We start from the raw sequence: 17,639 nt of genomic DNA, 5'->3' as shown, positions 1-17,639 counted from the left end.
GTGAGAAACCTGTGAAGCGCCGGATCCAGCCGGAACTCCTCGGCCTTTCCACAGCGCAATGACAGGTTCTGACCGCACACTGGCCGCATGGCAGAGAACACCGACGTCCCCGGCAGCCCCGACGCGGACGAGCCCACCACCGTGCTCCCGGCGGAGCCCGTGCCCGTGCCGGAGACCGCGTCCGGTCCGGCTGCCGCACCCGTCCCCGACGGCCCGCGGCTGCGCGACACCGTCTGGAACTTCCGCTCGATGGTGCTGGTCGCCGTCGGCGCCCTGCTCATCGGCGGTGCGCTCGGCGCCGCGCTGATGGCCGCGACCAACAACGGCGACGACGGTCCGGACCGGGTCCGGATCACCACCTTCCACGGCGGTGACGGCGGTGACGACGGGGGCCCGGCGAACCGGGGCCCGATGATGGGCGGACCCGGGCAGGGCTTCGGCCAGCGCGGAAACGGAAACGGCAACGGCAACGGGCTCGGCAACGGGCTCGGCCTCGGCGGCATGACCGACGAGCAGCGCCAGCAGCTGCGCGACTTCGTGCAGCAGAAGCTGCAGGAGCTGCAGAAGCAGAGCCAGGCCACACCCACGCCGACCCCGTCCCCGGCGGGCTGACGCCCGCCGGGCCTCTACGCTTGGGGGTCGTGCGCCTCCACTTCCCCGCCGAGCTCCCGGTCTCGGCACGCCGCGACGAGATCGCGGCGGCGATCCGCGACCACCAGGTGGTGATCGTGGCGGGGGAGACCGGGTCCGGCAAGACCACCCAGCTGCCCAAGATCTGCCTGGAGCTCGGCCGGGGCCCAGGTGGTAGCGCAGGTGGCCGCGGGGGCAAGCTGATCGGCCACACCCAGCCGCGCCGGATCGCCGCACGCAGCGTCGCCGAGCGGATCGCGGAGGAGCTCGGCACCGAGCTCGGCGACGTCGTCGGCTACCAGGTCCGCTTCACCGACCGTACGTCGGCCGCCGGGCGGGTCAAGGTGATGACCGACGGCATCCTGCTCGCCGAGCTCCAGCACGACAAGGCGCTGCAGCGCTACGACACGCTGATCATCGACGAGGCGCACGAGCGCAGCCTCAACATCGACTTCATCCTCGGTTACCTCAAGCAGCTGCTGCCGCGCCGGCCCGACCTGAAGGTCGTCATCACCTCGGCGACGATCGACGTCGACCGGTTCTCCCGGCACTTCGACGACGCGCCGGTGGTCGAGGTCTCCGGCCGCACCTACCCGGTCGAGGTCCGCTACCGGCCGCTGGTCGAGGTGCCCGAGGAAGACGACGAGGGCGAGGTCGTGGTCCGCGACCAGACCGAGGCGATCGTCGCGGCCGTCGAGGAGCTGCACGCCGAGATCGACGGCGACATCCTGGTCTTCCTCCCTGGCGAGCGGGAGATCCGGGACACCACCGACGTGCTGGCCCGCAAGGCGGAGGGGCGGGGTGGGATCACGACAGGCTTCGACGTCGTACCGCTCTACTCGCGGCTCTCCGCGGCCGAGCAGCACCGGGTCTTCGAGCGGCACAGCCGGCGCCGGGTGGTGCTGTCCACCAACGTCGCCGAGACCTCGCTGACCGTCCCCGGCATCGTGGCCGTGATCGACACCGGCGTCGCCCGGATCTCGCGCTACTCGGTGCGGACCAAGGTGCAGCGGCTCCCGGTCGAGCCGATCAGCCAGGCCTCCGCCAACCAGCGCTCCGGCCGCTGCGGGCGCGTCGAGGCGGGCATCGCGATCCGGCTGTACTCCGAGGAGGACTTCGAGGCGCGGCCCGCGTTCACCGAGCCCGAGATCCTGCGCACCAGCCTGGCCAGCGTCATCCTCCAGATGACCGCGCTCGGCCTCGGCGACGTGGCCAGGTTCCCGTTCGTCGAACCGCCGGACGCCCGCAACGTCCGGGCCGGGATGCTGCTGCTCACCGAGCTCGGCGCGATCGCGCCCGGCAAGGGCGGCCGCCCGGACACCCGGCCGCGGCTGACCCGGCTCGGGCGGACCCTGGCGCGGCTGCCGATCGACCCCCAGCTGGGCCGGATGCTGCTCGAGGCCGACCGGCTCGGCTGCCTGCGCGAGGTGCTGGTGATCACCGCGGCGCTGTCGATCCAGGACCCGCGCGAGCGGCCGGCCGACCAGCAGACCCGCGCCGACCAGATGCACGCCCGGTTCGCCGACAAGCGCTCGGACTTCCTGGCCTGGCTGAACCTCTGGCGGCACCTGCGCACCCAGCAGCAGGAGCTCGGCTCGAGCGCGTTCCGGCGGATGTGCCGCAACGAGCACCTGAACTACCTCCGGGTCCGCGAGTGGCAGGACTTCGAGTCCCAGCTCCGCCAGGTCGCCCGGCAGGTGGGGATGACGGTGCCGCGTTCCCGCGATGCCGAGGTGACCCCCGACGAGGACCGGGTGCACCAGGCGCTGCTGTCCGGCCTGCTCTCGCACATCGGGCTGCGTGACCCGGACCGCCGCGACTACCTCGGCGCCCGCGGCGCCCGGTTCTCGATCTTCCCCGGCTCGGGGCTGTTCAAGAACCAGCCGCAGTTCGTGATGGCCGCCGAGCTGGTCGAGACCTCCAAGCTGTGGGGGCGGCAGTGCGCGGCGATCGACCCGCTCTGGGCCGAGCAGGCCGGCGCCCACCTGGTCTCGCGGACCTACTCCGAGCCGCACTGGTCGAAGGAGCGCGCCGCGGTGATGGCCTACGAGCGCGTCACCCTGTACGGCGTCCCCCTGGTCGCCGACCGGCTGGTGTCCTACGGCAAGCACGATCCCGAGGTCGCCCGCGAGCTGTTCATCCGGCACGCGCTCGTCCAGGGGGAGTGGCACACCCGGCACCGGTTCTTCGCCACCAACCGGGCGCTGCTGGAGGAGGCCGCCGAGCTCGAGCACCGTGCCCGCCGCCGCGACCTCGTCGTCGACGAGCACACCCTGTTCGACTTCTACGACCGGGTGGTCCCGGCCGAGGTGGTCTCCGGCGCGCACTTCGACGCCTGGTGGAAGCAGGCTCGCCGCAGCACGCCGGACCTGCTCACCTTCGACCCGGCGATGCTGGTGCACGCGCACGCCGCCGAGGTCAGCGCGAGCGACTTCCCGGACGCGTGGCACGAGGGCTCGCTGACGCTGCCGCTGAGCTACCACTTCGAGCCGGGCACCGCCGCGGACGGCGTCCGGGTCGACGTCCCGCTCGCCACCCTGAACCACGTCGGAGCGGGCGCGTTCAGCTGGCACGTGCCCGGCCTCCGCGAGGAGCTGGTGGTGGCGCTGCTGCGCTCGCTGCCGAAGGCGCTGCGGGTGAACTTCGTCCCGGCGCCCAACGTGGCCAAGGCGTTCCTGGCCGCGGTCCCGGCCGGGGAGGAGCCGCTGACCGTCGCGCTGGCCCGCTACCTGCGCTCGACGACCGGCGTGCACGTGCCGCCGGAGGCCTGGGACTGGGACAAGGTGCCCGACCACCTGCGCCCGACCTTCCGGATCCTCGACGAGGACGGCGCGCTGCTCGGCGAGGGCAAGGACCTGGAGGCGCTCAAGGCGCCGCTGCGGCCGTCGTTCGAGGCGGCCGTGGCGGACGCGGCCGAGGACTCCGGGCTCACCGCCACCGGGCAGCGGACCTGGACGTTCGGCAGCGTGCCGGAGTCCTTCCGCCAGCTCCGCGCCGGGCACGACGTCCTCGGCTACCCGGGCCTGGTCGACGAGGGCGACGCGGTCGGGCTGCGGGTCTTCGCGAGCGTCGAGGAGCAGCAGGCCCAGCACCTGCGCGGCGTGCGCCGGCTGCTGGTGCTGCAGGTCGACGTCGGCGGCACGGTCAACCGGCTCGGTGAGGACCTCGACAACGCCACCAAGCTGGTGCTGGCCGGGGCGCCGTACCCGAACGTGAAGGCGCTGCTCGCCGACTGCGTCGTGGCGGCGGTCGGAGAGCTGGCCCGCCCGGTCCGGGACGAGGCGGCGTTCGCCGACCTGCTCACCGAGGTCCGCCGGCTGCTGCCCGAGCGTGCCCTGGAGGTCCGCCACCAGCTGGTCCGGGTGCTCGGCGCGCACCGCGAGACCGACCGGCTGCTGCACGGCAGCGTGGACCTGGCGGTGCTGCCCTCGATGAACGACATGCGCCAGCACCTCGGCCGCCTGGTCGGGCCCGGCTTCGTCGCCGACGCCGGGGCGGCCGCGCTGCGGGAGTACCCGCGCTACCTGGCGGCGCTCGCCGAGCGCCGGCGCCGGCTCGACGAGTCGCCTGCCCGGGACCTGGAGCTGATGTACCGGGTGGCGCCGTTCCAGGACGCCTGGCAGCACCGCGTCGACGCGCTCCCGGAGGGACGTCCGCCGGGGGCGGAGCTGGAGCGGCTGCGCTGGCTGGTGGAGGAGTTCCGGGTCTCGTTGTGGGCCCAGCACCTCGGCACCCGGGAGCCGGTCAGCGAGAAGCGGCTGCGTGCGGTCCTGGAGAAGCTCTGAAAGAGCTCTGACGCCGTTCAGCCGTCCCCGGGCAGGTACGGCGCCGCGGCCGCGAGCACCCGGGCGAACAGCTCCGGGGGCAGCACCCCGCCCTCGCGCCGCACGGCGCTCGCGTCGAGATGCAGGACGCGGTTGAGCCGGACCTCGCTCGGGCGCCGGCGGGTGTCCCAGTCCCCGGTACCGACGTCCATCCAGGAGCGCCCGGCGCGCGCCTCCTGGGCGGCGTCGCGGTCGTGGTCCTTGCTCGTCATCGCCAGCGCGGTCACCGTGCTCCCGCTCGTCGCGAGCACCAGGATCGGCCGGTCCTTGCCCTGCAACGGGTCGTCCTCGTACGGGACCCACGCCCAGCAGACCTCGCCGGGGTCGGGACGGCCGTTGCGGTTCGGCGCGTACGGCATCGAGCCCGGCGGGAGCGGACGTCGCCGGCGCGGCAGGAAGCGGGGGAGTCGGAGCGCCATGGCGCGACGCTAGCCGACGGCGGCCAGAAGAGGGCCGGGGAGAGATGGTGCGCCGGGCCGGGAGCGCCTCACGGCGCGTGGCCGCTCGTAGCGGCTGATTTTGGGACCCGGGGCTRCCACGGCCCGGCGCACGGAGAGTGTAACGCCGCGACCCCAGCGGATATGCCCGAAACGCCTCAGGAAAGGCGGCCGTCGAGCTCCAGCTTCGCGGCCTGGTGGAGCTGGTCGGCGAGGCTCAGCAGGCGCGAGGCCGCCAGGTCCGAGCTGTACGACGACCCGCCGGACTCCTCTTCCTGGGCACGTCCGGCGGCGGCGACGCGGGCGAACGCGGAGGCCCGGAACAGCGTGTCGGCGAAGTCCCCGACGACGACGCCCTGCAGGACCGCGTCGACCAGCGCGCGCACCTCGTCCGGCCCGGGCGGCTCCTCGACCCCCGAGATCGCCTCGGCGACCGGGGCGAGCCGGCGGCCGCGGTCGAACTCGCGGGCCGCGGTCTCCGGGTCGGCGTGCACCCAGCTCCGCAGCAGGTAGAGCCGCCAGAGCGTGCCGGCCAACGTCTGCGGGCCGGCGCCGGACCAGAGCTGGGCCAGCGTCTCGATGCCCTCCGTGTCGGCGAGGTGCACGACCCGGGAGACCAGCGCGGCGTCGGCCTGGTCGCGGGCGCCGCGGACCAGGGCGAGTGCGGCCCGCTCGGCGGCCTCGGTGACGAGGGCCGGATCGGCGTCCCGGGTCGCCTCGATGGCCTCGAAGTGCCCGGCGCCGGGCATCGACGGACGGTGGTGGTGCCGTTCGGTCATACGGGCCAAACTACGCGGGTCGGCCCAGCTTCGCGGCCGCGGCGCGGACCATGCCGGTCATCGGTTCCTTGCCGGGTGCGTAGTTGTGGTCCTGGCCGCCGTTGTCGATCGACAGGACGGTGATCCGCTTCCCGTCGACCACGGTGCCGAAGGCGTGGTACCGGCCCTCCTCGGCGCCCTTCGGCGTCCAGCTGACCAGGTACCAGCTGCCCCGGCCGGCGCTCGTGGGCACGCTCGTCACCGGACCGACCTTGACGCCGGTGGCCCCGGTGACGCGGCTGCGGCACTGGTCGTGCCAGCTGGCCAGCACCTTGGCGGCGCGGGCCGCGGTGGCGGTGTCGGGGAACTCGGCCACCTGCTGGCCGGCGTGGTCGTCGGTGTCGACCGGTGGGAAGAAGCTGCGGTCGACCACCTCGGTGGCGCCGATGCTCGCCAGGTCGGCCTTCGCGCAGACGCCGAACGGGTCGGTGCCGGCGGGACCGGTCTCGCCGTCCTGCCACTTCCAGGACGCGTTCAGGCCGGGCACCTGGCCGGTGGCGAGCAGGCTGTCGGCGAGGCTCGCCGGTGCCGCGGTCGCCGGGGTGCCGCCCGGGGTGCTCGGAGAGTCGCCGGGGGTGGGCTCGGCGGTCCCGTCCTCACCGGGGTCACCCGGGTCGACGGTCGTCCCGGTCGACGCGGTGGCGGTGGGGTCCTGGACGGCTCCGCCGGTCGGTTCGTCGTCGGGACCGCAGCCGGCCACGAGGGCCAGGGAGCAGGCAGCCAGCAGCATCGCGGAGCGGGGGAAGGCACGCATGAACCGAGCCTAGGGACCTCCTCCGAGGACGCCCGGCAGGCTCGCCGGATCGCTCTGCGGGAGCCGGTCGGGGCGTGCGGGGGTGCCCGCTAGGGTGATCGTGCCGCGGGGCCGCCCCACGGCAGGAGGGAGTCTGCTGTGATCGGCCGGAGCCGGGTGCTGGCGATCGGGGCGACCGTGGGGGCGTTGGCGCTCACCGCGGCGTGCTCGGGCAACGACGCGAAGGCCGAGCCGTCGGCGACACCGACCCCGCAGGGCCCCGCCCTGATCACGCTGGCGGTCTACGGCCCGCCGCCGGTGATCAGCGCCTACGCGAAGATCGCGGCCGACTTCACGGCCGGGCACAAGGACATCGTCGTCAACGTCCGGCCCTACGACAACCGGGCCACGGCGGAGGCGGCGCTCGCGCAGCAGATCCAGGCCGGCAACGCGCCGGACGCCTTCCTGGCGGACCAGCAGGAAGTGCCGCGCCTGGTCGAGGACGACGCCGTGCAGAGCCTCGACGAGCTCCTCGGCGAGCGTCAGGTGGACTTCGGGGACGGCTTCCAGCGCAACGCGCTGGAGGCGTACAGCTCCGACAACGCGCTCCAGTGCATGCCGGTCGACGTCTCCCCGCTCGTCGCCTACGTGAACACCGACCTGGTCGACCTGGCCACGCTCCGTCCGGAGGGCCAGGCCCCCGTCGACGCCGAGTCCGGCTGGAAGCTCGACGACCTCGCGGCGGCCGCGCAGCAGGCCTCGCTCGGCCGGGTCCGCGGTCTCTACGTCTCGCCCGACCTCAACCAGGTCGCGCCGTTCGTCTGGTCCGGCGGCGGCGAGGTGGTCGACGACCAGGACGAGCCCACCACCCTCACGCTCTCCTCGGGGGCCAGCTCCTCGGCGATGGAGCAGCTGCTCGAGGTCGTCCGCGACCCGCAGACCACCTTCACCGCCCAGCAGATCGCCCGGCGGTCGGCGCTGCAGCGCTTCAAGGCCGGCCAGCTCGCGGTGATGTTCGGCTACCGCGACCTGACCCCGCAGCTGCGCACCCAGCAGGACCTGCACTTCGACGTCCTCCCGATGCCGCGGATCAAGGCGAAGGCCACCAGCGGCGACAGCCGCGGCCTGTGCCTGAGCAAGACCTCCGAGCACAAGGAGGCGACCGCGGACTTCCTCGCCTACGCCGTCTCCACGGACGCGATGTCGGTGCTGGCCAGCACCGGGTACGTCGTCCCGACGAACGTCGACGTCGCTAACTCCGACGCCTTCCTGCAGCCGGCTGAGGAGCCGGTCAGCGCCTCGGTCTTCGTCAACGCGGTCCGCACCATCCGGCAGTTCCCGACCGTGGAGACCTGGCCGTCGGTCGCGGCGCACACCGCGCCGCTCCTCGCCGGGCTCTTCTACGACCCGGTGATCGATCCGCTGGAGGGGCGGCTGAAGGCCATCGACGCCGCGTCGGTCCCGTTGTTCACGCCCATTCCGACGCCCAGTCCCAGCCCGAGCACCAGCCCGAGCGCCAGCCCGTCAGCGGGCTGAGCTCACGCGCCGGCCGGCTCCTCGGCCGCCTCGTCCGCCTCGTCCACGGCGGGGTTGCGGATCGCCTCGGCGATGATCGGCGCCATCAGGTCGATCTGCCACTCGCGGGCACCGAAGGCGCGCAGCTCGGCGCCGACGGCGGCCTCGAGCTCGGCGTCCGGGACCTGCGGCGGCGTCCACAGCTCACGACGCAGGTAGTCGGGGGTGAGCAGGTTCTCGACAGGCACGTTCCGCTCCTCCGACAGCGCGGTGACCGCCTTGCGCGCGGCGACGAGCCGGGCGGCGGCGACCGGGTCGCGGTCGGCCCAGGAACGCACCTGCGGGGGACCGTCGGACCGGTTCGCCACCGGGGGCAGCTCGTTCTCCGGGAGCGCCCGGGCCCGCTTCAACGCGTCCAGCCAGGTGTCCAGGAACCGGCGGGCCCCGCGGCCGTGGAAGCCGGGAGTGTCGAGCAGCAGCTTGCCGTTGGTCGGCAGCGCGTTCGCGGCGGCGATGACGGCCGCGTCCGGGATCAGCCGGCCCGGCGTCGTGTCCTGCTCGGCGGCCAGCTCGTCGCGCACCAGCCAGAGCTCGCGGACCGCGGCGAGGGCACGTCGGCCCTTGGCCTTGTGGATCCCGGAGGTACGCCGCCACGGGTCCTGCCGGGCCGGAGGCTCGAAGCTGAGCAGGTGCTCGAACTCCTGCCGGGCCCACTCGGCCTTCCCGCTGGCCTCGAGCTCGGCGCCGAGGACGTCGCGGAGCTCGGTCAGGACCTCGACGTCGAGGGCGGCGTACTCGAGCCACGGCGTGGGCAGCGGGCGCTTGGACCAGTCGGCCGCCGAGTGCTCCTTGCGCATCGACTTGCCGACGATCGTCTCGACCAGGGTGGCCAGGCCGACCCGGGGGTAGCCGAGCAGCCGCGCCGCGAGCTCGGTGTCGAAGAGCGCCGTCGGCACCAGGCCGACCTCGCGCAGGCACGGGATGTCCTGGCTGGCCGCGTGCAGGATCCACTCGGCGCCGCCGAACGCCTCGTTGAGCTCGGTGAGGTCGTCGAACGCGATCGGGTCGATCAGCGCGGTGCCGGCGCCCTCGCGGCGCAGCTGGATGAGGTAGGCCCGGGCCGAGTACCGGTAGCCGGAGGCACGCTCCGCGTCGAGCCCGATCGGGCCGGTCCCGGCCGCGACCTTCTCGATCACCGCCGCGAGCGCCTCCGGGGTCTCGACGATCGGCGGCAGCCCGTCACGCAGGGTCAGCAGGGGTGCCGGAGGTGCTTCGGGGGCGGACGCGGCGTCGGCCGCTCCCGCCGAGGACTCGGCCGTGGTCTCCTCCGCCATCACTCGCCGCGCTGACCGCGCCGGCTCGGCATGGTCGCGACCCCCTCCGGGACGGGCGGGAGGCCGGCGGCGGTGCAGAGCAGCTCGCCCCAGGCCTCGACGTGCGGGGTGAGCTCGCCGTGCGGCGTCCAGGACGCCCGGATCTCGATCTGCGCGGTGGCCGGCTCCTCGGCCATCCCGCCGAAGCTCTCCGAGGCCACGCTGGTGACGGTGCCCGAGGGGGCGCCGTACTCCGCGCCGTGCGCGTCGAGCGCCTCGGTCAGCCAGGTCCAGCCGACCTCGGCGAGCAACGGGTCGGTGACCAGCTCGGGGTCGATGTCGGCGCGGGCGTAGGCCACGCACCGGAAGGTACCGTCCCAGGTGTCGTTGCCGGCGGGGTCGTGGAGCAGCACGATCCGTCCCGTGCCGACGTCCTCGCCGTCGACGGTGACGTCCGCGGACAGGGCCGAGGCGTACGGCGCGATCCGCTGCGGCGCCGGCATCTCCTCGGCGAACACCTCCGGACGGAACTTCGCCTCCCGCAGCTGGCGCACGGCGCGCTCGAACTCGGCCGGCTGCGGCGTCGGTTCGATGTGGCGTTCGCGAGGTGCGGACATGACCTCAGGCTAGAGCGGATCTCCGGATCCCGCCGCCCCGACTCGCCGCCTGACCTGCGAAGATCGTCCCATGTCTGCCGCTCACGACTCCGCTTTCCTCCGTGCCGCCCGCGGTGAGCCGGTGCCGCACACGCCCGTCTGGTTCATGCGCCAGGCCGGTCGGTCGCTGCCCGAGTACCTCAAGATCCGCGAGGGGATCAGCATGCTGGACTCCTGCATGCGGGCCGACCTGATCACCGAGATCACCCTGCAGCCGGTGCGCCGGTACGGCGTCGACGCGGCCATCTTCTTCTCCGACATCGTGCTGCCGCTCAAGGCGATCGGCGTCGACCTCGACATCGTCGCCGGTGTCGGCCCCGTGGTCGCGAACCCGGTCCGCACGCTGGCCGACGTCGAGGCGATCCCGGACCTGACGCCCGACCACGTCCCCTACATCACCGAGGCGGTCACCCAGCTGGTCGGCGAGCTCGGCGCGACCCCGCTGATCGGCTTCGCCGGCGCGCCGTTCACGGTGGCGTCGTACCTGGTCGAGGGCGGGCCGTCGAAGGAGCACGCGAAGACCAAGGCCCTCATGTTCGGCGCCCCGGACGTCTGGGACGCGCTGATGCGCAAGATCGCCGGGATCTCCGCCGCCTACCTGCACGTCCAGGTGGCCGCGGGCGCGAGTGCCGTCCAGCTCTTCGACTCCTGGGCCGGCGCGGTCACCCGGGCCGACTACGGGCGCAGCGTGCTGCCGTACTCGCGCTCGGTGCTGTCCTCGATCGGCGAGACCGGGGTGCCGCGGATCCACTTCGGCGTCGGCACCGGCGAGATCCTCGACCTGATGGGCGAGGCCGGCGCGGAGGTCGTCGGCGTGGACTGGCGGGTGCCGATGGCCGAGGGCGTACGCCGCATCGGCGGGCCCGACCGGGTGCGCGGCGTCCAGGGCAACCTCGACCCGACCCTGGTCTTCGCACCGACCGAGGTGATGCTCTCCCGCGCCGACGAGGTGCTGGCGGCCGGGCGGGAGGCCCGCGGGCACATCTTCAACCTGGGCCACGGCGTGATCCCGTCGACCGACCCGGACCAGCTGGCCCGGCTCACCGACCACGTGCACGAGGTCAGCGCCCGCTGATCACGCACCCGCGGCGCGACGCCGCCGGGTCCACCAGAACGGGGCCGCGACGAGGGCGGCCACGGCGGCGAACGGGAGCAGCGCACCGACCGCGGTGAGCACCGCGGTGGTGCTCGCGCCGAGCCGTTCCCAGCCGGCCTCCAGCCCGGCGAGGAACCCGCCCTCGGCCTCGACCGGTGCGGCCTTCGTACCGGTCCGGGCGATGGTGAGGCCGATGGTCGACATCGCGGTCTGGTCGGCGAGGTAGGCCTGCTGCTGCTCCAGGGAGTCCAGCTCGGACTGGCGCTGGGTGAGCTGGCTCTCGATCGCGATCACCTGGTTGATCGAGGTGGCCTCGGCGAGCAGCGCCTGCACCCGGGCGATGCTCGCCTTCTGCGCCTGGATCCGGACCCGGGTGTCGATCACCTGGGTCGTCACGTCCTCGGAGGTGCGGCTGCGGTCGACCAGCGTGCCGAGCCCGGAGATGCTCTTCATGGCGGTGTCGAAGTACTTGACCGGGACCCGCAGCTGCAGGCTCTGGTGGTCGGTGTGCCCGTGCTTGTCGGTCGAGGACTGCTCGTTCTCCACCGTCCCGCCCCAGCCGGCGAGCAGGACGGCGAGGTCGTCGCGGGTGGCGTCCACGTCGGTGGAGCGGAGCTGGATGCTGCCCTTCGAGATCACCGCACGGGTCTCGTAGGTGCGGGACGCGGAGCCGCTTCCGGCGGCGTCACCGGTGTCGCTGGCGTAGCCCGCGCCCGCTGCCGCCGGGGCTTCGGCGGCCTTGGACGCGGTGGAACCGGAGTCGGCGGACGCCGGGGCGGCGTCGTCGGAGCTGCCGCCGCCGCAGCCGGCGAGGAGCAGCAGGAGGGCAACGGCGGGGAGGGCGGCGAGAGCCCGTGCTGGTGTCGGCGTCATGGCGGTGGGACGCAGCCGGCGTCGGCTCGGATCCGTCGCGCCGTAACCTGGGGCCGTGCCCACCCCTCCTGCGCCCGGCTCGGGTCCCTCGGTCGTCGTGATCGGCGGGGGCATCGCGGGCCTGGCGGCCGCGGCGCGGCTGCGGGAGGAGCGACCGGACGCCGACGTGCTGGTGCTGGAGGCGTCGGCCGAGATCGGCGGGAAGCTGCTCCGGGCCGAGGTCGGCGGCGTCCTGGTCGACGTCGGTGCCGAGTCGATGCTCAACCGGCGCCCCGAGGGGGTCGCGCTGGCGCGGACCAGCGGGCTCGGCGACGCGATCGTGCACCCCGCGACGAGCAGCGCATCGCTGTGGACCCGGGGCGCGCTGGCTCCGATGCCGCGCACCCTGATGGGCATTCCGACCGACCTGCGCGCGCTCGCCGACTCCGGGGTGATCTCGAAGCCCGGGCTGGCCCGGGCCGCGATGGACGCCGTGCTGCCGGCGACCTCGCTGGAGGGGCGCGACACCAGCATCGGCGGACTGGTCGAGGAACGCTTCGGTCGCGAGGTGGTCGACCGCCTGGTCGAGCCGCTCCTCGGCGGCGTGTACGCCGGCCACGCCCGCGAGATCTCCGCCCGGGCGGCGGTGCCGCAGGTCGTCGCGCTGCTCGACCGGGACCGGTCGCTGAGCAAGGCCGCGGCGCGGGCGATCTCCGGACCGGTGAGCGACGTGCCGGTGTTCGCCGGGATCCGCGGCGGGATCGGCCGGCTGCCCGACGCGGTCGCGGCCACGAGCGGCGCCCGCATCGAGACCGGCGCGACCGTGCGCGACCTCGTGCGGCGGCCCGAGGGCGGCTGGACGCTGGTGGTCGGCCCGACCCGGGAGTCCCGGCTGCTGCACTGCGACGCCGTCGTGGTGGCCACGCCGGCGCGGGCGACCGCCCGGCTGCTCAGCGACGTCGCGCCGACCGCCGCGCTCGAGCTCGCCCGGATCGAGTACGCCTCGGTCGCCCTGGTGACGATGGCCTTCGCCGCCCGCGACTTCCCCGAGGTGACCGGCTCCGGGTTCCTGGTGCCGCCGGTGGAGCGCAAGGCTGTCAAGGCGGCCACCTTCTCGTTCTCGAAGTGGGAGTGGGTCCGCCAAGCAGGCGCCGGCGGCGCCGCCGGCGACGTCCTGGTGATGCGCTGCTCGCTCGGACGGCACCGCGAGGAGCACCAGCTCCAGCGCACCGACGAGGAGCTCGTCGAGATCGCGCTCGACGACCTCGCCGACGCGATCGGGCTGGCGGTCCGTCCGATCGACAGCCACGTGCAGCGCTGGGGCGGGGGGCTGCCGCAGTACGCCGTCGGGCACCTCGACCGGATCGCGACCGTCCGTGCCGACGTGGCCCGCGTGCCCGGTCTGGAGGTCTGCGGGGCGGCGTACGACGGGCTCGGGATCCCCGCCTGCATCGCCTCCGCGCACACGGCCGTCTCCTCGCTGCTCGCGGACCTGGACCCGCCGACACGCGGTTGACCGGCGCTTTGCGAGAATGGGCCCATGGCGACCAACGTGAAGAAGGCCCGCGAGATCAACGAGATGGTGCGCTACACCATGTGGTCGGTCTTCAGGCTCCGTGACCTGTACGCCGGCGCCGACCGCGCCGCCGAGGTCGCCGAGGTCGAGGCGCTCTTCAAGGAGCTCGACGCCGAGGACGTGGTCGTCCGCGGCGTGTACGACGTCGCCGGCCTGCGCGCCGACGCCGACCTGATGATCTGGTGGCACGCCGAAGAGGCCGACGACCTGCAGGCGGCGTACCAGCGGTTCCGCTCGACCGCCTTCGGCCGCCGTCTCGACGGCGTCTGGTCGCAGATGGCGCTGCACCGCCCGGCCGAGTTCAACAAGAGCCACGTGCCGGCCTTCCTCGCCGACGAGGAGGCGCAGCCCTACGTCTGCGTCTACCCCTTCGTCCGCTCCTACGAGTGGTACCTGCTCGAGGACGGCGAGCGTCGCCGCCTGCTCGCCGAGCACGGCAAGATGGCCCGCGACTACCCGGACGTGCGCGCCAACACGGTCTCGTCGTTCGCCCTCGGCGACTACGAGTGGATGCTGGCCTTCGAGGCCGCCGAGCTCTACCGGATCGTCGACCTGATGCGGCACCTGCGCGGCTCGGAGACCCGGCGGCACGTGCGCGAGGAGGTGCCGTTCTACACCGGGCGCCGCCTCGAGCCCGGCGTGCTCATCAACGCGCTGCCCTGACCGGGCGGTTTCCGCTGCGGAACCGGTGCGGCGTCGCTAGCGTCGCAGCACCATGTGGACCCGACGCCTCCTGCCCGTAGCGGCAGTCTTCGTCCTGGCCGGCGCGCTGGTCGCCGGCTGCGGGGACGAGTCCTCGCCGTTGCGCGCCGGACCGAGCGCGGCGTCGTCCGCGGCGTCGTCCTCGGCGGCCCCGAGCGGGATGCCGACCGCGGTACCGGCGGCGGACGGCCTGGTCCGGACCATCGGAACGGCGACCGTGTTCGCCGGCGCCGGCAAGGACCCGGAGCTCTGCCTCGGCGGTATCGGGTTGTCGTACCCGTCGCCGCCGTGCGGAGGCGTGGCTCTGACCGGGTTCGACTGGGCCGACCACCGGGGCACCTTCGCGCAGGCCAACGGTGTCCGTTGGGGCGGCTATGCGGTGACCGGCCGCTTCGACGGGACCCGGTTCGCTGTCACCGAGGTCGTGCCGTTCGCGAGCTACGACGGTCCGCCGCCTCAGGACGACACCCGCGACCTCTCCTCACCCTGTCCGGTCCCCGAGGGCGGCTGGAAGGTGGTCGATCCGGCCACGACGACCGAGGAGACCGAGTCAGCGTTCTTCGAGCGCGCCGGCACCCTGCCGGGCTACGCGGACGCCTGGATCGACCGGGCCCTGCTCGACGACCCCGCGGGCACCGGCCCCGAGGCGGCCGTGGACGACCCGCGCCGGATGATCCTCAACGTCCGGGTAACCCGCGACCTGGCGGGCGCGGAGCGGACGCTCCGCGCGATCTGGGGCGGCCCGATGTGCGTCAGCAGGGCCGAACACACCGACGCCGAGCTGCGCCGGATCGCCGACGCGCTCGACCGGGTGCCCGGCATGCTGTCCGTCTCGTCGGGCTTCGACGCCGTCGAGGTGTACGTCGTCCACGACGACGGCACCCTCCAGGCCTGGGCCGACCGGAGGTTCGGGCCGGGCCTCGTCGAGGTCAGCTCTGCTCTCGCGCCGGTGAAGGGCTGAGTTGTGCGTCGTCGCGACCAGGTGTTCCTCGCCTTGTGCACGCTGCTCGTCGGTGGCTTCGCCGTGGCGGGGGGAGCCGCGTGGCTGTGGACCAGTCCCGATCTCGAGAACCTGGGTCGCGAGCTCGGCAGCGGCCTCGTGGTCCGGGAGGGGGACACGGCGGACGAGGCGTGCCAGCGGCTCTTCGAGGAGACGCGTGACTCCGGGTCCTTCCCCGGTTACAAGTGGGACTTCCTGGACCGCCGGGGCTTCGTCCGCAACTGCCGGGTCGCGGTCCACGACCGCACCGCAACACGCGACTGACGGACCCTCAGCCCTCGGTCGGCTCCAGCGTCAGGCTGATCGAGTTGATGCAGAAGCGCTGGTCGGTCGGCGTTCCGTAGCCCTCGCCCTCGAAGACGTGGCCGAGGTGGGAGCCGCAGTTGGCGCAGCGGACCTCGGTGCGGACGGTGCCCATCGAGCGGTCCTCGATGTACTCGACGGTGTCGCCGGCGAGCGGGGCGTAGAACGACGGCCAGCCGCAGTGCGAGTCGAACTTGGTGTCGGAGCGGAACAGCTCGGCCTGGCAGGCGCGGCACTTGTAAACGCCGACGGTCTTGGTGTCGGTGTACTCGCCGGTGAACGCGCGCTCCGTGCCGGCCTGCCGGAGCACCTGGAACTCGGCGGGGGAGAGCTGCTCACGCCACTCGGCGTCGGACTTCTCGACCTGGTAACCCATGTGGGCCAGCCTACTGAGCGACACCAGCGGAACGGCTCCGGAGTGGTGACGGAACGGTGACGCCGGCGTCACGCACCCGGGACGTCCGCGGGCTCCTCTAGGGTCGACGCATGGCCACTCCCGCAGCCGAAGTCGTCGCCGGTGACCGTGCCGTCCGGGTCTCCAGCCCGGACCGGGTCATCTACCCGGCGACCGAGACGACGCCCGAGGTCACCAAGCTGATGGTCGCGGAGTACTTCGCCTCCGTCGGCGACGGTCTGATGCGCGCGCTGCGCGAGCGGCCGACGGCGCTGGAGCGCTGGCCCAAGGGCGTCCAGCCGGGGATCAAGCTCGGCACCGGGCGGCCGGGGGAGAAGGCCGACGCGTTCTACCAGAAGCGGGTCCCGATGGGCGCCCCCGACTACCTGGAGGACTGCGAGGTCACCTTCCCGTCGGGGCGGACGGCCCGGGAGGTCTGCCCGACCGAGATCGCCGTGCCCGTGTGGTGCGCCCAGATGGGGACGCTGACCTTCCACCCGTGGCCGGTACGACGCGGCGACGTCGACCGGCCCGACGAGCTCCGCATCGACCTTGACCCGCAACCGGGGACCACCTTCACCGATGCGGTCCGGGTGGCGGGGGTGGCGCGCGAGCTGCTCGCAGACCTCGGCATGGTCGGCTTCCCCAAGACCTCCGGGAACCGCGGCGTGCACATCTACGTGCGGATCGAGCCGCGCTGGGAGTTCGCCGACGTACGGCACGCCGCGATCGCGTTCGGCCGAGAGCTGGAGAAGCGCGACGACGGCGTGACCACCGCGTGGTGGAAGGAGGAGCGCGGCGAGCGGATCTTCGTCGACTTCAACCAGAACTCCCGCGACCGCACCATCGCGTCGGCGTACTCGCTGCGGCCGATCCCGGGCGCGCCCGTCTCGACGCCCATGACCTGGGACGAGCTCGCCGGCGTCACCGACCCCAAGGCGTACAACCTGTTCACGGTCCCGGAGCGGATGGCCGACGGCGATCCGTGGGCCGCGATCGACGACGTGGCGAACTCCCTGGAGCCGCTGCTGGCGGCGTGGGAGGAGCAGGGCGCCGTGGAGCTGAACTACCCGCCCGACTACCCGAAGATGCCGGGGGAGCCGCCGCGGGTGCAGCCGAGCAAGAAGGTGGCGTCGCACTGGGACGAGGACGGCAACCGGATCGAGGGCTGAGGCCCGCTATCTTTCCGGCATGACCGATCTGAGCGAGCAGACCGCGCACGTCCACGCCGTCGTCCCGATCCTGGGCGCGATGGGCCTCGAGGTCCTGGAGGCCGAGCCCGGTCGCGCCGCCGCGAGGATCCCGACGGCACCGAACGTGAACCACTTCGGCGTCGCGTACGCCGGCTCGCTGTTCTCGGTCGCGGAGATGCTCGGCGGGATCATCGGCGGCTTCTTCGACGTCCCCGGCGCCGTCCCCCTGGTCAAGCGGCTCGAGATCGACTTCACCCGCCCGGCGATGACCGCCGCCACCGCGCGGACGACCCTCTCCGAGGAGGATCGGGCGCGCGTGCAGGCCGAGACGGCCGCGAACGGCAAGTCGAACTTCGAGCTCCTCACCGAGGTCACCGACGAGGCCGGTGAGGTGGTGGCCCGCACGCACGGCTTCTACCAGCTGCGCGTCCTGGGCTGAGGTTTCGTCAGCCGGGTGGGTCGACGGGTCTCGGGGTGAGTTGTCGGGTGCCGGTCTGGTCGCGGAGGTAGGTGTAGCCGGCTGGTGATCGCCAGCGGTAGGTCCCGGGTCTCTGGATGTCGTAGTGCCAGCCGGCGTGGGTTTTGAGGCGGTGGTGG

17 protein-coding genes are annotated in these 17,639 nt (G+C 73.4%); 10 read left to right on the top strand and 7 right to left on the bottom strand.

Annotated elements, in window-relative coordinates:
- Positions 1 to 87 precede the first annotated feature (87 nt).
- A complete protein-coding gene (locus AB4Y76_RS15500; protein WP_441926840.1) occupies positions 88 to 612 on the top strand; it encodes a hypothetical protein in 525 nt (174 codons plus the stop codon).
- A gap of 29 nt (positions 613 to 641) precedes the next feature.
- Complete coding sequence (hrpA, locus tag AB4Y76_RS15495; RefSeq protein WP_441926838.1) at positions 642 to 4,415, top strand: ATP-dependent RNA helicase HrpA; 3,774 nt, start codon at positions 642 to 644, stop codon at positions 4,413 to 4,415.
- Between the two features lie 17 nt (positions 4,416 to 4,432).
- On the opposite strand, the gene AB4Y76_RS15490 is transcribed toward hrpA, so the two are convergent.
- The 3 genes from AB4Y76_RS15490 to AB4Y76_RS15480 all read right to left on the bottom strand — a co-directional run bounded on the left by AB4Y76_RS15490 (position 4,433) and on the right by AB4Y76_RS15480 (position 6,463).
- Positions 4,433 to 4,873: a type II toxin-antitoxin system PemK/MazF family toxin gene (locus AB4Y76_RS15490; RefSeq protein ID WP_441926836.1), complete on the bottom strand. Its 441-nt coding sequence runs from the start codon at positions 4,871 to 4,873 to the stop codon at positions 4,433 to 4,435.
- 176 nt (positions 4,874 to 5,049) lie between these two features.
- A complete protein-coding gene (locus AB4Y76_RS15485; protein WP_441926834.1) occupies positions 5,050 to 5,670 on the bottom strand; it encodes a hypothetical protein in 621 nt (206 codons plus the stop codon).
- 10 nt (positions 5,671 to 5,680) lie between these two features.
- Complete coding sequence (locus AB4Y76_RS15480; RefSeq protein ID WP_441926832.1) at positions 5,681 to 6,463, bottom strand: hypothetical protein; 783 nt, start codon at positions 6,461 to 6,463, stop codon at positions 5,681 to 5,683.
- 138 nt (positions 6,464 to 6,601) lie between these two features.
- Here AB4Y76_RS15480 and AB4Y76_RS15475 point away from each other — a divergent pair, with 138 nt between their 5' ends.
- Positions 6,602 to 7,978, top strand: coding sequence for an extracellular solute-binding protein (locus AB4Y76_RS15475; RefSeq protein WP_441926830.1), 1,377 nt, complete (start codon positions 6,602 to 6,604; stop codon positions 7,976 to 7,978).
- A 2-nt stretch (positions 7,979 to 7,980) separates the two neighbouring features.
- On the opposite strand, the gene AB4Y76_RS15470 is transcribed toward AB4Y76_RS15475, so the two are convergent.
- Positions 7,981 to 9,291, bottom strand: a complete 1,311-nt coding sequence (locus AB4Y76_RS15470) for an HRDC domain-containing protein (protein WP_441926828.1) — start codon at positions 9,289 to 9,291, stop codon at positions 7,981 to 7,983.
- A complete protein-coding gene (locus AB4Y76_RS15465) occupies positions 9,291 to 9,887 on the bottom strand; it encodes a DUF3000 domain-containing protein (protein WP_441926826.1) in 597 nt (198 codons plus the stop codon). Before AB4Y76_RS15465 ends, AB4Y76_RS15470 begins: the two co-directional genes overlap by 1 nt.
- A gap of 70 nt (positions 9,888 to 9,957) precedes the next feature.
- Between AB4Y76_RS15465 and hemE the strand changes: the two genes are divergently transcribed.
- Positions 9,958 to 11,001 carry a uroporphyrinogen decarboxylase gene (gene hemE / locus AB4Y76_RS15460; protein WP_441926825.1) on the top strand — a complete coding sequence of 348 codons (1,044 nt, stop codon included), beginning with the start codon at positions 9,958 to 9,960 and terminating at the stop codon, positions 10,999 to 11,001.
- Here the strand turns inward: hemE and AB4Y76_RS15455 are convergent, their stop codons facing one another.
- Positions 11,002 to 11,895: a DUF4349 domain-containing protein gene (locus tag AB4Y76_RS15455; protein WP_441926823.1), complete on the bottom strand. Its 894-nt coding sequence runs from the start codon at positions 11,893 to 11,895 to the stop codon at positions 11,002 to 11,004.
- Between the two features lie 55 nt (positions 11,896 to 11,950).
- Between AB4Y76_RS15455 and hemG the strand changes: the two genes are divergently transcribed.
- From hemG to AB4Y76_RS15435, 4 genes are read left to right on the top strand one after another with little or no spacing between them, the layout of a single operon-like run.
- Entirely contained in the window at positions 11,951 to 13,390 is a 1,440-nt protein-coding gene (gene hemG / locus AB4Y76_RS15450; RefSeq protein WP_441926821.1) for a protoporphyrinogen oxidase, read from the top strand.
- Positions 13,391 to 13,414: 24 nt separating this feature from the next.
- Complete coding sequence (gene hemQ, locus AB4Y76_RS15445) at positions 13,415 to 14,113, top strand: hydrogen peroxide-dependent heme synthase (RefSeq protein ID WP_441926819.1); 699 nt, start codon at positions 13,415 to 13,417, stop codon at positions 14,111 to 14,113.
- A 52-nt stretch (positions 14,114 to 14,165) separates the two neighbouring features.
- Positions 14,166 to 15,113, top strand: a complete 948-nt coding sequence (locus AB4Y76_RS15440) for a hypothetical protein (protein WP_441926817.1) — start codon at positions 14,166 to 14,168, stop codon at positions 15,111 to 15,113.
- A gap of 3 nt (positions 15,114 to 15,116) precedes the next feature.
- Positions 15,117 to 15,416: a hypothetical protein gene (locus AB4Y76_RS15435; RefSeq protein ID WP_441926815.1), complete on the top strand. Its 300-nt coding sequence runs from the start codon at positions 15,117 to 15,119 to the stop codon at positions 15,414 to 15,416.
- 7 nt (positions 15,417 to 15,423) lie between these two features.
- Here the strand turns inward: AB4Y76_RS15435 and msrB are convergent, their stop codons facing one another.
- On the bottom strand, positions 15,424 to 15,831 hold the full coding sequence (msrB, locus tag AB4Y76_RS15430; RefSeq protein WP_441926813.1) for a peptide-methionine (R)-S-oxide reductase MsrB: 408 nt from the start codon (positions 15,829 to 15,831) through the stop codon (positions 15,424 to 15,426).
- 110 nt (positions 15,832 to 15,941) lie between these two features.
- Here msrB and AB4Y76_RS15425 point away from each other — a divergent pair, with 110 nt between their 5' ends.
- Together AB4Y76_RS15425 and AB4Y76_RS15420 are read left to right on the top strand one after the other, a co-directional pair.
- Positions 15,942 to 17,021: a DNA polymerase domain-containing protein gene (locus AB4Y76_RS15425; protein ID WP_441926811.1), complete on the top strand. Its 1,080-nt coding sequence runs from the start codon at positions 15,942 to 15,944 to the stop codon at positions 17,019 to 17,021.
- 19 nt (positions 17,022 to 17,040) lie between these two features.
- Positions 17,041 to 17,481, top strand: a complete 441-nt coding sequence (locus AB4Y76_RS15420) for a PaaI family thioesterase (protein WP_441926809.1) — start codon at positions 17,041 to 17,043, stop codon at positions 17,479 to 17,481.
- Positions 17,482 to 17,639: the final 158 nt, after the last annotated feature.

It is taken from the genome of Marmoricola sp. RAF53, assembly GCF_052114005.1.
In the GTDB taxonomy this organism is placed as follows: Bacteria; Actinomycetota; Actinomycetes; order Propionibacteriales; family Nocardioidaceae; genus Marmoricola.
The sequence above is the reverse complement of the archived record's forward strand: the minus strand, read 5'-3'. Positions and strand labels throughout refer to the sequence as shown.

What these genes read in the sequence shown, in the direction of transcription:
- msrB (WP_441926813.1), bottom strand. Translation starts at nt 15,831, where the DNA reads ATGGGTTACCAGGTCGAGAAGTCCGACGCCGAGTGGCGTGAGCAGCTC.
- AB4Y76_RS15470 (WP_441926828.1), bottom strand. Translation starts at nt 9,291, where the DNA reads ATGGCGGAGGAGACCACGGCCGAGTCCTCGGCGGGAGCGGCCGACGCC.
- AB4Y76_RS15480 (WP_441926832.1), bottom strand. Translation starts at nt 6,463, where the DNA reads ATGCGTGCCTTCCCCCGCTCCGCGATGCTGCTGGCTGCCTGCTCCCTG.
- AB4Y76_RS15490 (WP_441926836.1), bottom strand. Translation starts at nt 4,873, where the DNA reads ATGGCGCTCCGACTCCCCCGCTTCCTGCCGCGCCGGCGACGTCCGCTC.
- AB4Y76_RS15440 (WP_441926817.1), top strand. Translation starts at nt 14,166, where the DNA reads ATGTGGACCCGACGCCTCCTGCCCGTAGCGGCAGTCTTCGTCCTGGCC.
- AB4Y76_RS15455 (WP_441926823.1), bottom strand. Translation starts at nt 11,895, where the DNA reads ATGACGCCGACACCAGCACGGGCTCTCGCCGCCCTCCCCGCCGTTGCC.
- hemE (WP_441926825.1), top strand. Translation starts at nt 9,958, where the DNA reads ATGTCTGCCGCTCACGACTCCGCTTTCCTCCGTGCCGCCCGCGGTGAG.
- AB4Y76_RS15420 (WP_441926809.1), top strand. Translation starts at nt 17,041, where the DNA reads ATGACCGATCTGAGCGAGCAGACCGCGCACGTCCACGCCGTCGTCCCG.
- AB4Y76_RS15465 (WP_441926826.1), bottom strand. Translation starts at nt 9,887, where the DNA reads ATGTCCGCACCTCGCGAACGCCACATCGAACCGACGCCGCAGCCGGCC.
- hemQ (WP_441926819.1), top strand. Translation starts at nt 13,415, where the DNA reads ATGGCGACCAACGTGAAGAAGGCCCGCGAGATCAACGAGATGGTGCGC.
- AB4Y76_RS15500 (WP_441926840.1), top strand. Translation starts at nt 88, where the DNA reads ATGGCAGAGAACACCGACGTCCCCGGCAGCCCCGACGCGGACGAGCCC.
- AB4Y76_RS15485 (WP_441926834.1), bottom strand. Translation starts at nt 5,670, where the DNA reads ATGACCGAACGGCACCACCACCGTCCGTCGATGCCCGGCGCCGGGCAC.
- AB4Y76_RS15425 (WP_441926811.1), top strand. Translation starts at nt 15,942, where the DNA reads ATGGCCACTCCCGCAGCCGAAGTCGTCGCCGGTGACCGTGCCGTCCGG.